The organism is Acidithiobacillus thiooxidans ATCC 19377, assembly GCF_009662475.1.
Classification (GTDB): domain Bacteria; phylum Pseudomonadota; class Gammaproteobacteria; order Acidithiobacillales; family Acidithiobacillaceae; genus Acidithiobacillus; species Acidithiobacillus thiooxidans.
In genome coordinates, this window is sequence record NZ_CP045571.1 from 2,270,030 (window position 1) to 2,283,453 (window position 13,424).

Below are 13,424 nucleotides of genomic sequence, written 5' to 3' on the forward strand. Positions count from 1 at the left end.
AGAAATATGGCTGTTTATACCTGCCAACACATTGCAACTCAGCACCCAAACGAATCCTAGGTCTTTTTTTCGCCAAAATCAATGCAACATAATGAATTGTATATGTATTCCATACGGGTTCATAACGTTGCACCAAATACCAATAAGGTTCATTCCCAAATAAAATATTTACTCCATAGAAAGATTTAATGCGTGATGTTTGTGTACATGTTGCCTGTTCTCACTCGGCTGCAACCTAATACTTTACGCAAAAACGGTCTTTCTACATGTGTATACTAACGAGTACAATTTAGGTGTGGATCCTCAGCAACTCATTCGCCAGCTTGATCTCCAACCCCACCCAGAAGGGGGTTGGTATCGACGTACCTTTACGTCCCCAGCAATGTTGTCCACGCCACATGGCAACCGCCCTACACTGACCTGTATTTTTTATCTGTTGGATGAAAATCATCTGTCCCGCTGGCATATGATCCAATCCCCTGAACTCTGGCATTTTTACAAAGGAGCACCGTTGGAGTTGATAACCTACCAGCCAGACACTCCTCTTCTGCAGAAATGCATTTTGGGAAATGAGCTCGACGCAGGGCAGATTCTCCAGGCAATCGTTCCCGGCAAAACCTGGCAGTGTGCTCGGAGCCTCGGTGCTTTTTCTCTGATGGGCTGCACCGTCACTCCAGGTTTCGATTTTAGGGATTTTCAGTTTGTGCGGGACCTTCCAGATCATGCTCTTCATTTTCAAGGGGCGATGGCAGGGTTGCGCCATTTTCTGTAGACGGGATCGTTCGTACCCATAGGCTTGTACCGTGTTTGAATGAGTCACGTTCGTGTGCCCATCGATGTGTCCTGTGCAAAAAAACCGGCGATTTCGTGCGAATTCGCATAAATTCGCATACTTTTTTGACAACACGGTGCAAAAATCGTGGTTGACCATATTTAATAGAAGAGTTATTCCAATATCTGACAGTCACTAATCTTCGTTCATTCTGTTCGTCCTCACCGTCGGTCATCGGTAACTGCTGACGGATAACATCATATTCTTGCTCTCCCCTTGTTACGCGCTAACGAACTGGTATCCGTTCATTTTCAAAAATTTTCAGTCACATATTACTTCCATGGTCCATCAATGCTGATGGCAGTTTTTACTTCTGATTGGAGGCGGATATGGTTTGTCCTTTTTGTGGTTCGGGTCGGGTAACCACCCGGCAATTTGGTAAACGGTTGGGTTGTACCGTGGGCGGGGTAGCCGGTGCATTATCTGGAGCTTCTGCAGCTTTGTCGTGTGGTGAAATCGGGGCCTGTGCCGGTGTACTGGCTGGGCCTGCTGGTATAGCGATTGGCGGTGTAGCCGGAGCGCTTTTGGGCGGCTTGGCCGGTGCAGCAGTGGGTTGTATGGCCGGTGAAGAATCCGGCGAGGTGTTTGATGGTCGCGTTTTTCATACGCATAGCTGTGAGGAATGCGGCCACAGCTTCACTCTGTAGTTTCTATTGTTTTGTCATTTTCACCATCCCCGAGGGTTCTGCCCTTGGGGATTTTTCATTCTTTATGATCAAGGAGAAATTTTTATGGCTCATTTAATCGAAAACATGGCTTTTGTTCGAGAAACCCCCTGGCACGGTTTGGGGAATCGCTTACCTGATAAGCAGCCCTTGGAAGTCTGGCTGGAAGCAGCTGGCATGGATTGGGAGATCAAAACCACGGACGTGCTGTTTCGGGTGGGGAACGGCAGCAATTTCAATGTCCATCCCAACCCTGACGCCAAGGTACTGTATCGGTCGGATACCCTGGCTCCCTTATCGGTAGTCTCTCCCCGTTACAAGGTAGTCCAACCCAAGGAGATTCTGGAATTCTACCGCGATCTGGTGTCACTGGGCGGCTTTGAACTGGAAACGGCAGGTGTCCTCAAAGACGGCAAAAAGCTCTGGGCATTAGCCAGAACGGGTGAAGAAACCCTGCTCAAAGGCGGGGATCGGGTGAAGGGTTATTTGCTGTTAGCCACCAGCTGCGACGGCACGTTAGCTACAACAGCCCAATTCACCTCTGTCCGGGTGGTTTGCAATAACACGCTGCAGCTGGCTACCAATGATCGGGTCGGTGCTATCAAGGTCCCGCATTCCACGCAGTTTGATCCCGATGTGGTTAAAAACGCTTTGGGTATGGGTGCGTCTGCCTGGGATACCTTTGCAGAACAGGCCAAAACGTTATCCAGCCGGAAGGTCAACCGCATTGATGTAACGGCCTATCTCATCAATGTCCTTGGAGATCGCCATGCCCCCATAGCGGAACAGCCCAATGAAAAAGCCTTGAAAGCCGTCATTGATTTGTATGCGGGTCAGGGTAAGGGCAGCACCCTCAGTGCTGCAGAAGGCACGGCCTGGGGATTGGTCAATGCCGTCACGGAATATGTGGACCATCACCGCCGCGCCCGCAGTCGGGATAACCGGCTGGATTCGGCCTGGTTTGGTCAGGGTGCCAGCATCAAGGAAAAAGCCTGGATTGAGGCATTGAAGCTTGTGGCCTGAGTATTCAGGATTCACCCGCCAGCCATTTATCTGTCAGCAGTTCTTACAAACCCCATAGCCCCTCCCGGAGATTCCGGCAGGGGTTTTTTGTGGGTCTTTTTCATTTTCAATTTTGATTAGGAGGTTGTTATGAGCGCAGTCCGTTTAGTATCCACCAAGGCCATGAACCGTGAGGAATGGCTGCAATGGCGTAATCGGGGGATTGGCAGCAGTGATGCTCCAGTCGCGGTTGGGGTATCCCGTTACAAAGCACCCCTGGAATTGTGGCTGGAAAAAACTGGGAAAAAGGAACCGGAAGACTTATCCAGTAAAGATGCGACGTTTTGGGGTACGACACTAGAGCCCATTGTGGCCCAGGTTTATGCCGAAAGAACCGGCAAGAAAGTACGCAGAGTCAATGCCGTCCTGCAGCATCCCGACTATCCCTTCATGCTCGCCAATTTGGATCGGATTGTGGAGGGTGGCGGAATATTGGAAATCAAAACGGCAGGCCTACGCAGTCAGGGACAATGGGAAGAAGGCGTGCCATTGGCCTATCAGATCCAGGTGCTGCATCAACTCGCCGTTACCGGAAAAAGCTGGGCTGATGTCGCGGTCCTGATCGGTGGGCAGGAATTCCGCATTTACCGCATAGAGCGGGATAAAACCCGCATTACGCAATTGCTGAAATTGGAAAAAATCTTCTGGCAGCACGTTGAAAGGCAAACGCCTCCAGAGGCAGATGGTTCTGATTCCAGTCACCGTGCCTTATCTCTCTTGTATCCCCAGAACAGCACCACGCTGGTGGATTACAGTGAAAAGTCGGAGATGAATGCCTTGTTCAAATCCCTCATTGAAGCCAGACAACGCAGCAAACAGGCAGAGCAGCAGGAAGCGTTACTGGAACAGCGGGTCAAGGAAGCCATAGGTAACGCCGAAGGTGCCCTCTTCAGCCAAGGCAAAGCTTTGTGGAAATGCAGTAAACCCAGCCGAACCCTGGACACCAAAAGACTGGCTCAGGAACAGGCTGATCTCATTGCGCCCTACTGGACTGAAAAACCCGGTACCAGGCGCTTTACCGTACAAACAGGAGAACCATCATGATAAAAGGACTAGCCATTACACCCCCCGTCATTGGTCGGATAGCCATTGGCAAAGTCGTAGAAAAGAACGGCAAGCGCCTTCCCGAGAAGGATGATGCTTTTACTATCACTACGCAGGTACAGCACAAAGGTGAATGGATACTGCATCCTCTTCACAATACGTTGCTTGCCCAGCAGGACGGCGGAAAACTCAGGAGCATTCCCGTCAACCTGCTCTTCAATGATCCAGACTTGAATCTCAGGGCTGAATACAGCCTGTTTGATCGTAAAACTGGCAGACCGCTTTGTGTAGGGAATGGCGAAGTGGCCCGGCGTAGTACGCAGGAAGGATATAAAACCATCATCTGTCCCGGCCCCCAGAATTGTGCGCTGGGGGCAGAGTTGGGTTGCAAACCCTATGGGCGATTGAATGTGCAGATCGAGGGACAGGAAGATGATCTGGGCAGCTTTATGTTCCGGACCACGGGGTACAATTCCATCCGGACACTGGCGGCACGTTTGCAGTATCTCAACGCTGTCAGTGGAGGCAGGGCACGTTATCTGCCACTGTCCTTAAAGCTCAGAGCCAAAAGTACCACTCAGTCCCATCGTGCTCCTGTCTACTATGTGGACATTACGACAAGGGACGGCATAAACTCCCAACAGGCGCTGAGGCAGGCCAGGGAACAAGCGGATCAATCCGTGGAATCCATGGAGGCTCTTGAAACAGCAGCTAAACTGGGACTCAGTAATGGCGCGTTCGAAGATGCCGAAGAGGAAGGCATTGATGTAGTGGAAGAATTCTTTCCAGTGCAACAGGAAGATCAGCAGTCTGAAGATATGCCTGTATTGACCGCGATGGAGACGCGGCGCGTGGGGTGATGAGACTATCCCTGGGCTATATGCTCAGGGAGTGTTTTTTTGCTGATTGCAACTTTAACAGGAGCGTCATTTTTTAACGGTGAAAGAATGGTGGATGAAGGGCTGGTAAAGAGTGACAGTGGTCATTGAGCAGAGGAAAAAGCAAATGACATCATCATCCGACCCGATGCGGTTGGTCAGTTTTCTCCACAGCAGACGCCAATTCGGCCAACTTGCCATCGGCAATATGGCGCTATCGCCAGCGCTGCCGAGTTTGCCTAGACGTCAAACGCCAGAAGCTTCGTGTTGGCCAACGACATCGCTGATCTCTCCTTCAAGTGGTTGCCTAGCATGGACGCTGTCACGAATATCCTCAACGAGATTAATGCAGTCTACCAGGTCAAGAGCATTTGGCCTTATGTCTGCTAACGCCAATTTTGACTCGCGCAAGTATCCCCCGCGCTGGATGTGTTGGAGGGCAGCGGAGATTGAGCGGATTTGGTCATCGACGACACGGCGTAGTGTGGCTTCGTGATGAACGGATTCATTTAAGTACGATAGCCCTGCTTGGAATTGTTTCCAAGTCTGGGAAGAAAGCAGCGCTATAAGAGGATTATCTGGGAACTTGCCGAACTGCATGTCAAACCATCGCCGCATTTCGCGCTTTCGTCGAAAGGAAAGTAAGGCGAAGATCAGCAATAAGCCCCAAATCGACAAGGCCATAGCGACGATGCCAACCACCATGGTCGGCGCTGAAATTAAAAGGCCAAGCGCATGGTTTGCCGCAAAGGAAACAATAATGCCGAAAACGTAAGCTGTTGCTCCCAAAATGCCCATTATCAATAACATCCAAGCGAACATCTTGGCCGTCTCGAAAATAGATATTCGGCGACGCATCCGGCGAATAAAGAATCCGACGTTCAGCGGCTCCCCAAGGGTCCTAAAGCGGAAGAGCACTATCGGAAATATCGTAATGAGAAGGGGCACGACGAGGAGCAATAAATCAAAGAAAGTATTTATTATCCCGTTACTGCTATGAATCGGCGTATAGAGCTTAGTCGGACTTACAACGGACATTTCTTGAAGAGCCCGTAGCATTTCATTCGAGCTATGGTTACTGGGTACCACCATGAATAGCAATGCAAACACATATAACGTAATACTGTTTAACAACAACAATGCGAATTTGGTGTCTTGCGTAGCAGTGTGGCTCTTATTCTCTTGGGCAGTGAACAACGTCGTCACAACACCAATCGCCGCCTCCAATCGGGTCGGCAATCCAGTAAAGCTGACAAGATTAGTTAGCTTCCTAAGTAGAACGCAACGCCGGTAAACGTACCCTGCTCCTAAGTCGCGTGGGAGCCGTGCGACGAGAGCCTCCATGCGCAATAGCGCCGATGCGTCCTTCGCACCGAGTATTTCGTCCGCCAAGCGGTCAAGAACCGCTTGCTTAACCGCACTAGGAATCTCTCCAACAAGAGCGGTCGTGTGGTTGAAACCTTCGCTCTGAGCCTTGTCGCTACCCACCAAGAAGGTTTCCTCTAGGTACTTGCTGAGCGTTGCCTGTGGCAGGAGTGTGGCGACTCGGACTACCATCATTCGATCAAACGAGTCCCCGGTCTCCCAACGGACCTTTAAGAATTTTTCGACATGGGTAGAGAGCATCTCAGGAATTATAGAGACACGACGCGCCAAGCCTTCTTGTAGAAGGTTCAGCATCTGCGTTGATTCGCTTGTCCACTCAAAATAGCCACAGCAATCGCTAAGCGGAATAAGTGCATCTCGCCGATACTGCCTGTCTGTAGCTTCGACCAATATCTGAACGGCTGCCTCGAACATCTCAATTAATGCTTCGTCGGGTTGAGTCTGCAGCAACGTCACCGCGTACTCTCGCCACCGTGGCTCTGTGAGGAGATCATAGCCAGAAAGGTATCCTGGATGAGCGACAAGATGACGAACGAAGAGCGCTTCCTGATATCGACGGTGCGCGAAAGCAAAGCGGCGGTCTCCAAGAGCGGCGTTTGCTACATCGGCTCTGGCAATTTTCGCATCTACCATTGCTGCAACGAACCGCTGAATGTCTCCCCCGGGCACCTCAGCTTTGTTCAGAACGGTCTCGACTTGATCAATGGTAGGTGCCAAACCTAATGATGATTCTTCCGCAAATAAGCGTGCTATTCGTTGGGCACCTTTCAGAAGCTCTGCCGGGTCAAGGCCATAGATTCGCCGGAGGTAAGCGGGATCCCGATGAGCAAGTCCATCAATCTGCAGCGATAGCAACTCGTAGTCGTTCTTGGGGGCCGTCTTCGCTCCTTTTACATAACGGCACAGCAATGTTAGGAATAACGGTGTATTCGCCAAAGTACTTTTGCTAGTAGCGAGGTGATGCAGCACCTCACGTTCTTGTGCTTGAGATAAGAAGGCGTTTGCCACCAATTCTCGCTGCTTACCTGAAGTCAAGCGTAGTATGCGAAATTTCTTCCATGGCAGAGACTCGGGCCCTTTGAATTCACGCGAGGCTAAAATACCTCGACACTCCCCATACCCTCAAGGAATTTACGGATAGCTTCAGCATACTCCTTAGTAACAGGACTCCCTTTCTCCGCGTGCAGTACCGCCGGGATTTCGTCGAAGGAGTCAAACAGAAAGAACCATATGCCGCGTTCCCGATAGTCGGCCCAGTTTTCGCGCACATAGGCCGTAGTGTCGCTGTCTCCCCGCCGAATATTATCGAGGATGAAATCGCGTATTGTATCGGTAGTGATTGATAAATTCGCAGAGACCTCTATTTCGCGGAGGTTAATATAGAGAGGCACAAGAGCATCTTTTGCCTTACTGGTTTTCGCTCGGACTGCCAGCTGGCTTGCAAGATGTCGGAGCGCCACACTCTTGCCAGCGCCGGGCTCCCCGGTTAGTTGAATTGCTCGTTCACTGCTCGAGGAAATAGCCTTAATGAGAGACTTCTCCTTGCGCAGACCGGTCGATATCCGTCCAAAGAGACGATGCAACGAAGAGATGTAGTAGCCACCTTCAGTCTCGACCTCCGCTTCAAGGTCGGTGAAATATTGATCGTTCCAACTCTCAGCCTTTGCGATGTTGGTGAGGTCGGCTTCTAGCACTGCACAGAATTGAGTGCGGCGCCGGACTTTGATTCTGTCTTCCCGCTTCATAAAGCGGGGAAGTCCGCTTGACTTGAATGCCTCGATGAGTTTGAACGCGCTATCAAAGGCTTTTCGAAGTGCGCCAAAGAAAACTGTTAGCGCCCAAAGCAGAACAACCACCAGAACGACACTGACAACCAGTTTACGCCAGGTTTCGCTAGTTCCAGTCCATCCCCACAGCTTGTTAAAGATGCTTAGCGCCACGCTTCCCAACGAGGCACTTCCATCTTGATCAGCCATCGCTATTCTCCGTTTTTCTCTTGCTGCGCCCTATCATGCCGCGTGCTATCCGGCGCCGTTGGCTATGGCTGCTACGCACTGTAACCGAATTATTTATTGAAAAACCAGCTCGTCTATACGACAATTCATAGAAAGACTTGAGAAGAAATTGGTTAGAGGAAGCCTGATTATTGGCAATGCGCATGCCCGCCCCGAACGTCTCAATTCGTCCGATATTACCCGCTCCCAGTCTGGATGTGAACGACTGCTTCCGCTGCATACCGTCCATACAACCAACGATACGGGCACGATTTTTTGTAGCTGTGACCGTCGCGTCAGAAAAAATCATCATCTATGCAATGTTGCAAGGCCATTTCGCGTCGAGCCGCCTTTATCCAGCGTTTGAGGTAGACGGGTTGCGCAAGTCGCTTCATCTCCTGTTGTAACCCGCTCATGGCTTGTCGGGTTGCCTGGATGGTTTCCTGAAGGTCCCGCGACAGAGCCTGCGGTGAGTGTACCGCAAAAGGGGATACCCCGAGATTGCTGGCCAGATGCTGCTGAAGTGCCTGCATTTTACCTTTTAAGGTCGCGAGTTGTTCCTTGAGGGCCTGGTTGTACTTTTTTAAATGCGCATCGCCCAGTTGATGAATGGCTTGCGCGTTCATCAGGCCCAACTCGTGCTGGAGAGCCAGCAGTTGCAGGAGATCATTTTCCCCATAGGCCTGATTGATTCGCTGCATCAGCACCGTTTTCTGAGCACGTAGGATCGGATCCGCTTCCCGGTCGGGATGAACGGCACTGACCAAGCGCCGATAGATGCTCTGCAAGGACTCGCGGATCTGCCCTGCCTGTTCTGCCTGACGCGCTTCCTGCGCCTTTTGTCGGGCCGTTTTAGGTTGGGCACGTTGACGTTCCCGCTGTGACTGCGTTCGGCGCCCTTCCCTTTCCGTCCATGCTTCTGGGTTTTCTGAATCCCCATTTCCCGGACCCGCCCCAGCAGCTTCGGGGTTGAGGTTGAAAAAATCCTCCATGGACGCTTTCATCTCGGCGAACAGGGCCTGTTCTTCGGTATCAGTGCCGCCATGCCGATCATATATTTCCTGCAACTGTGGATCGGAAGATTCCGTCATGAGGTGCTCGGCCAATTGGGCGATCATCTGGGATAGCGTCTCGCTATCCGCTTTACCGAGTTTCTGGGTCAGGCTGATGCTGTCCAGCTGAACCAGCAGCTGAATACGCAATTGCAGATGCTGATCCCGCAACGGCAGTAGGTCCTTGAGCACACGCAGTCGCGTCGCCTCCATAGCGAACTCCCAATCGCTCATCTGTTTCCGGACTTTGGCAATCTGCTGGCTGAGCCGGTGAAAAGTCTTTTGTTCCGACGACAGAGGGGCGTCAGTCCGTTCCGGTTGCATTATCAGCTGTGCAGGAAGTCGTAAGGGGGTCATGCCTATATCCTGTTGTGGAAGGGAACAGGGAAAGAGAGAAGGCGCCAGTCTACGCCGAGGCTCTTTCATGGTGCAAACGCCGTTTCCCGGACCCGCCACCTTCCCGCACGTTGACTTTGATCCCATAGGGGCTGATTCCGGTTATTTCAGCGTTACCCTGGCCAGTTCTGCCCATCGTGTCGTGTAGGCTGGCGATTTATTCCCCCGTTTCATGGCCCATCCACGTGGTTCCTGCCATCCCGCTATGCCGGGCTGCACAATGCTCTTACCAAATCGCGCATTGATCTGATCCAGCGTTGCCATTAGGTGATTGGCGCGACTTTCGGCTTCTGCATCTCCGAACAAATCCGCCTGGACGGATTGAGCCGAACTGATCTCCAGAAGATGAACCCCTGCCTTGGCGTAGGCGAATCCTTCGCGATACATCTGAGTCAGAGCCAATTTGCCAGCATGCAGGAAAATTCGCGTATCCTGGCTGGGCTGGCTGAGTACGACGGTTCGGGCTGCTTGATATTGCGGCAGGCTGGTTTGAAAGGGATTGGTGCGGATATAGACACGTAGCGCTGCAGCCACTGAATTCTGACGCCGTAGCTTGCTAGTCGCTCTGGCAATGTAGATGCTGATGGCCTCACCCAATTCTTCCATCGTTTTGACGGGTCGCCCAAATGAACGGGAGGATTGAATCTCCTGCTTGGGTAGAGCCACTTCTTCCATAGCGATGCAGGACTCCCCGCGCAGTTCTCGAATCATTCTTTCCATCAGAATACTAAAACGCTGACGCATTGGTCTGGGGTCTGCATTCTGCAGATCCCAGACGGTCAGTATGCCTATTTCCTGAAGTCGCTTACCCCACTGGCGACCAATGCCCCAAACCTCTGTTACGGGTAACTGCTGTAATATTTCAGCTTGTTTTTGTTCGGGTATTTCCTCCCAGACACAGACTCCTGCGTATTCGGGCTGCTTTTTCGCCAGATGATTGGCCAGCTTGGCGAGTGTCTTGGTTGGGGCTATTCCAACCCCTACGGGTAAACCCAACCATTGCCGGATGCGCTGGCGGGCAGTTTGGCCTATTTGGCGGCATTGTTCAGGCGCAACTCCGTGCAAATCCAAAAAACACTCATCAATGCTATATACTTCCTGGATAGGGCTGAAGTCGGAAAGAATTGTCATCATGCGCTGGCTCATATCGGCATAGAGGGTGTAATTGCTGGACAGAGCGATGATGCCTTCTTTCTGAGCCAGCTTCTTTATCTGGAACCAGGGTACTCCCATGGCTACACCCAAGGCTTTCACTTCAGCAGAACGTGCTACCACACAGCCATCGTTATTGGACAGCACTACTACCGGTTTACCTTCCAGATCTGGCCGGAAAACCCTTTCGCAGGAAACGTAGAAGTTATTGGCATCGATCAGTGCGATAGGCATGGTTTGTTAGACGCTGTGCAGCACACGGGTGACCACGCCCCAGATGCACAGTTCTTCGCCTTCTTTGAGAATAATCACCGGGAAATCGGGGTTTTCTGCCAACAAATGGACGCTTTCTCCAACATGACGTAAGCGTTTGACCGTGAGTTCACCATTGATGGCCGCCACCACGATTTTGCCATCGCTGGGGGTAATGGCTCGATCCACGATAATTTCATCGCCATCAAATATACCCACATCCCGCATGGACCATCCCGATACGCGGAGAATGAACGTCGCTTCCTTGTGCTGGATGAGATGCGTATTCAGATCAATCTGTTTTTCCACATAGTCATCCGCAGGAGAGGGAAAGCCTGCAGCAATTCTGGAGATCATCAGCGGAAAAAGAGTACGGCGAAACGATCCACGCAAGGCTCGCAGTGCTGTTGCCTTCAACTCCCGATTCGTTTCCCTTGGAAAGACGTTTGTCGGATCAGGCATTGACGCAATCCAGTAGTCTGCTCGGCTTTTGATCTTTCGCAGGCAGCTCTGCCAGATCATGGACCAGTCGAGAAACTCCGATAGGATATACATCACCGATACCCAGTAATCGGGTCCAATGATCGGGATCGTACCCAGCAGATGGATGCCCCAGCCAATCGGTCAGCAGCCAGGCAGGAATGATTGCCGGTATGGAACTCAGCATCTTCAAGCATTTCTGGGAAGAACTTTCGTGGATGGCGCGCATTAGATACTCCTCGTCAGCACTTACTATATATTTATATAGTATCTATCCAGCGCGGCACAAGTCCACCGGCCTGCAAGACTTTCATCATGTGTCGTACGTTACTTAGGAGCACGGCATTCCAAAGTCCGTCGTGAATCTCAGATTTTTCTGGAAAGCTTCATCGTGATAAATTTCCGCAATGACTAATGTTCTTCCCTTCCCCACTGGCGGTAAACCCGCTAAACCTTCGCGCAAGAAAAGCCACCGTTCAAAAAGTAGTGATAATGCCTATGGTCCTGCGCTGCTGCTGCAAGACTTCGACGATATGCCGGTAGATGTGCTCAATACGATTATTCAGGCGGGTAGCCTGTACCTTGCACAAACCGGTCTGGAACCCACTGCGGATGAATTGGCTTCCCCCTGTGCCCAGTTCCTGCAGACCATTCAGGGTATGAATGCTCTGACGGAAGCGGCCAATGTGCTGATCTATCAGGCCCAGAGATACCCGGAACTGACGGATCAGGAACCTGTTGATTGGCTGGTTCAACGGACCAAAACCACGCACAAGGTGATGCGCAAGCTGGATAAAATGCTTCCAACGGACGAATTTATTCTTTCTTCAAACAGTTATGGACCGGACTTCATGGCAGAATATGCCACCAATGCCGCTATGCTGGTGGTCAGTTATTTTGCTGAAGACCTTCTGGTTTACTATGACGAAAATTTCATCCAGACCAAGAAGGACCGGCGCAAGGTGATGATGCTCGACTATCGGGATGCCTATCGGGAAGTGATTCAGGATTGCCAAATACACGTAGGCGCGCATGGCTTTCTGATGAAAGAACTGGCTTCGGCACAACGTGCATTGAATAAGGCGATGGAAGAACTATGACGGTGACCAAAGCAAAATGACGCATGCACGGTTCTTCACCGGAAACAAATTATGGCGGCCATTCCGCCTGGAAAGCAAGAAACAATGAACAGTTGGCCAAATGTAAAAGGATTTTTGACTCAAATTGTCATAAGGCCTATGATTTAGCATAGGCAAAATGAGATAAAAACGGGGGAATTATGCTTTCTGAACGACATGTTCGTTTGTTCCGTAATGGCCGCAATCAGGCCGTGCGCATCCCTCGGGAGTTCGAACTTGATGCTAATGAAGTGGTCATGCGCAGAGAGGATGATCGGATCGTGATTGAACCGATTCGCCGACGCGGCTTGCTTGCCACCTTAGCCACGTTATCCGCCCTGGACGAAACAATGCCGGACCTTGATCAGGACCTTCGAGCTATAGACGAGATTGATTTGTGATCTCAGCAGTGCGCTATCTACTCGATACCAATATCATCTCAGATTTGGTCAAGCAGCCCCAGGGTGCTATTGCAACAGCGATTACCGAGATTGGCGAAGATGCCGTATTTACCTCCATCATCGTAGCCTGTGAATTGCGCTATGGTGTAGTGAAGAAAGGATCAAGCCGGTTGGCAGCGCAGGTCGAGGCCATTTTATCGGCGCTGGAAATTGCACCTTTCGATGAACCCGCCGATGAATTTTACGCACAAATTCGGAATCAGCTGACAAAATCAGGCACAATAATTGGGCCTAATGACCTCTTAATTGCTGCCCATGCACTAGCATTGGGTGCCGTTTTGGTCACCGCCAATGAGTCCGAGTTTTCTCGGGTGCCAGGGTTGCAGGTTCATAACTGGCTGAGTATCTAAGGTTTTTGGTGTAAGTTGGGCCACCCTGTGGACTCACCGGTCGAGGAGCCGCGCCATCCACCTGTGCTGCCAGTGCCGTAAAGTCGATACAGGAGCCAATCCGCAGGAGCGGATCGTCCAACTGATCCAGTTTCTGATGATGCAGGTTTGCGGCAAACGGGTCGGTTTTGATCGCGGTTTTTCTGGATTTTATTGGTCATATCCCATTTCTTTCAATTAGTTATATTTTATCATATATAACTAAAATTGGAAGGTTTTTCGAGGTGCCCTTACATTAGTTCTGCCTTTCAGCGCTAATTTTC

14 protein-coding genes and 1 pseudogene are annotated in these 13,424 nt (G+C 51.0%); 8 read left to right on the forward strand and 7 right to left on the reverse strand.

Features of this window, described 5'->3' with window-relative positions; all coding sequences use genetic code 11:
* Positions 1-295 precede the first annotated feature (295 nt).
* The 5 genes from GCD22_RS12035 (at position 296) to GCD22_RS12055 (ending at position 4,463) form a co-directional block, all read left to right on the forward strand.
* Positions 296-772 carry a cupin domain-containing protein gene (locus GCD22_RS12035; protein WP_202806251.1) on the forward strand — a complete coding sequence of 159 codons (477 nt, stop codon included), beginning with the start codon at positions 296-298 and terminating at the stop codon, positions 770-772.
* Positions 773-1,161: 389 nt separating this feature from the next.
* On the forward strand, positions 1,162-1,479 hold the full coding sequence (locus tag GCD22_RS12040; RefSeq protein ID WP_010638071.1) for a hypothetical protein: 318 nt from the start codon (positions 1,162-1,164) through the stop codon (positions 1,477-1,479).
* Between the two features lie 84 nt (positions 1,480-1,563).
* A complete protein-coding gene (locus GCD22_RS12045; RefSeq protein WP_010638069.1) occupies positions 1,564-2,520 on the forward strand; it encodes a DUF932 domain-containing protein in 957 nt (318 codons plus the stop codon).
* A 129-nt stretch (positions 2,521-2,649) separates the two neighbouring features.
* Positions 2,650-3,603: a YqaJ viral recombinase family nuclease gene (locus tag GCD22_RS12050; protein WP_031576183.1), complete on the forward strand. Its 954-nt coding sequence runs from the start codon at positions 2,650-2,652 to the stop codon at positions 3,601-3,603.
* Positions 3,600-4,463, forward strand: coding sequence for a recombination directionality factor (locus tag GCD22_RS12055; protein WP_031576181.1), 864 nt, complete (start codon positions 3,600-3,602; stop codon positions 4,461-4,463). The genes GCD22_RS12050 and GCD22_RS12055 overlap by 4 nt, the downstream gene beginning before the upstream one ends.
* Positions 4,464-4,727: 264 nt before the next feature.
* Here the strand turns inward: GCD22_RS12055 and GCD22_RS12060 are convergent, their stop codons facing one another.
* From GCD22_RS12060 to GCD22_RS12085, 6 genes are all read right to left on the reverse strand, one after another.
* Positions 4,728-6,902 carry an NACHT domain-containing protein gene (locus GCD22_RS12060; protein ID WP_153940798.1) on the reverse strand — a complete coding sequence of 725 codons (2,175 nt, stop codon included), beginning with the start codon at positions 6,900-6,902 and terminating at the stop codon, positions 4,728-4,730.
* Between the two features lie 59 nt (positions 6,903-6,961).
* Complete coding sequence (locus GCD22_RS12065) at positions 6,962-7,843, reverse strand: NACHT domain-containing protein (RefSeq protein ID WP_153940799.1); 882 nt, start codon at positions 7,841-7,843, stop codon at positions 6,962-6,964.
* A gap of 314 nt (positions 7,844-8,157) precedes the next feature.
* Positions 8,158-9,270, reverse strand: coding sequence for a J domain-containing protein (locus GCD22_RS12070; protein ID WP_031575636.1), 1,113 nt, complete (start codon positions 9,268-9,270; stop codon positions 8,158-8,160).
* Positions 9,271-9,411: 141 nt separating this feature from the next.
* A complete protein-coding gene (locus GCD22_RS12075; protein ID WP_031575634.1) occupies positions 9,412-10,695 on the reverse strand; it encodes a Y-family DNA polymerase in 1,284 nt (427 codons plus the stop codon).
* A gap of 6 nt (positions 10,696-10,701) precedes the next feature.
* A complete protein-coding gene (locus tag GCD22_RS12080) occupies positions 10,702-11,175 on the reverse strand; it encodes a LexA family protein (protein WP_031575632.1) in 474 nt (157 codons plus the stop codon).
* Entirely contained in the window at positions 11,168-11,422 is a 255-nt protein-coding gene (locus GCD22_RS12085) for a hypothetical protein (RefSeq protein WP_031575630.1), read from the reverse strand. The genes GCD22_RS12080 and GCD22_RS12085 overlap by 8 nt, the downstream gene beginning before the upstream one ends.
* 178 nt (positions 11,423-11,600) lie before the next feature.
* On the opposite strand from GCD22_RS12085, the gene GCD22_RS12090 reads away from it, so the two are divergent.
* The 3 genes from GCD22_RS12090 (at position 11,601) to GCD22_RS12100 (ending at position 13,122) form a co-directional block, all read left to right on the forward strand.
* Positions 11,601-12,293: a hypothetical protein gene (locus tag GCD22_RS12090; protein ID WP_031575628.1), complete on the forward strand. Its 693-nt coding sequence runs from the start codon at positions 11,601-11,603 to the stop codon at positions 12,291-12,293.
* A 179-nt stretch (positions 12,294-12,472) separates the two neighbouring features.
* Entirely contained in the window at positions 12,473-12,712 is a 240-nt protein-coding gene (locus tag GCD22_RS12095) for an antitoxin (protein WP_010638039.1), read from the forward strand.
* Positions 12,709-13,122, forward strand: a complete 414-nt coding sequence (locus GCD22_RS12100; protein WP_010638036.1) for a type II toxin-antitoxin system VapC family toxin — start codon at positions 12,709-12,711, stop codon at positions 13,120-13,122. Before GCD22_RS12095 ends, GCD22_RS12100 begins: the two co-directional genes overlap by 4 nt.
* A 10-nt stretch (positions 13,123-13,132) precedes the next feature.
* Here GCD22_RS12100 and GCD22_RS12105 read toward each other — a convergent pair.
* Positions 13,133-13,315 (reverse strand): annotated as a pseudogene (locus tag GCD22_RS12105) (IS5/IS1182 family transposase); the annotation flags it as partial.
* Positions 13,316-13,424 lie beyond the last annotated feature (109 nt).

What these genes read in the sequence shown, in the direction of transcription:
- GCD22_RS12070 (WP_031575636.1), bottom strand. Translation starts at nt 9,270, where the DNA reads ATGACCCCCTTACGACTTCCTGCACAGCTGATAATGCAACCGGAACGG.
- GCD22_RS12040 (WP_010638071.1), top strand. Translation starts at nt 1,162, where the DNA reads ATGGTTTGTCCTTTTTGTGGTTCGGGTCGGGTAACCACCCGGCAATTT.
- GCD22_RS12075 (WP_031575634.1), bottom strand. Translation starts at nt 10,695, where the DNA reads ATGCCTATCGCACTGATCGATGCCAATAACTTCTACGTTTCCTGCGAA.
- GCD22_RS12080 (WP_031575632.1), bottom strand. Translation starts at nt 11,175, where the DNA reads ATGCCTGATCCGACAAACGTCTTTCCAAGGGAAACGAATCGGGAGTTG.
- GCD22_RS12055 (WP_031576181.1), top strand. Translation starts at nt 3,600, where the DNA reads ATGATAAAAGGACTAGCCATTACACCCCCCGTCATTGGTCGGATAGCC.
- GCD22_RS12065 (WP_153940799.1), bottom strand. Translation starts at nt 7,843, where the DNA reads ATGGCTGATCAAGATGGAAGTGCCTCGTTGGGAAGCGTGGCGCTAAGC.
- GCD22_RS12095 (WP_010638039.1), top strand. Translation starts at nt 12,473, where the DNA reads ATGCTTTCTGAACGACATGTTCGTTTGTTCCGTAATGGCCGCAATCAG.
- GCD22_RS12090 (WP_031575628.1), top strand. Translation starts at nt 11,601, where the DNA reads ATGACTAATGTTCTTCCCTTCCCCACTGGCGGTAAACCCGCTAAACCT.
- GCD22_RS12085 (WP_031575630.1), bottom strand. Translation starts at nt 11,422, where the DNA reads ATGCGCGCCATCCACGAAAGTTCTTCCCAGAAATGCTTGAAGATGCTG.
- GCD22_RS12050 (WP_031576183.1), top strand. Translation starts at nt 2,650, where the DNA reads ATGAGCGCAGTCCGTTTAGTATCCACCAAGGCCATGAACCGTGAGGAA.
- GCD22_RS12045 (WP_010638069.1), top strand. Translation starts at nt 1,564, where the DNA reads ATGGCTCATTTAATCGAAAACATGGCTTTTGTTCGAGAAACCCCCTGG.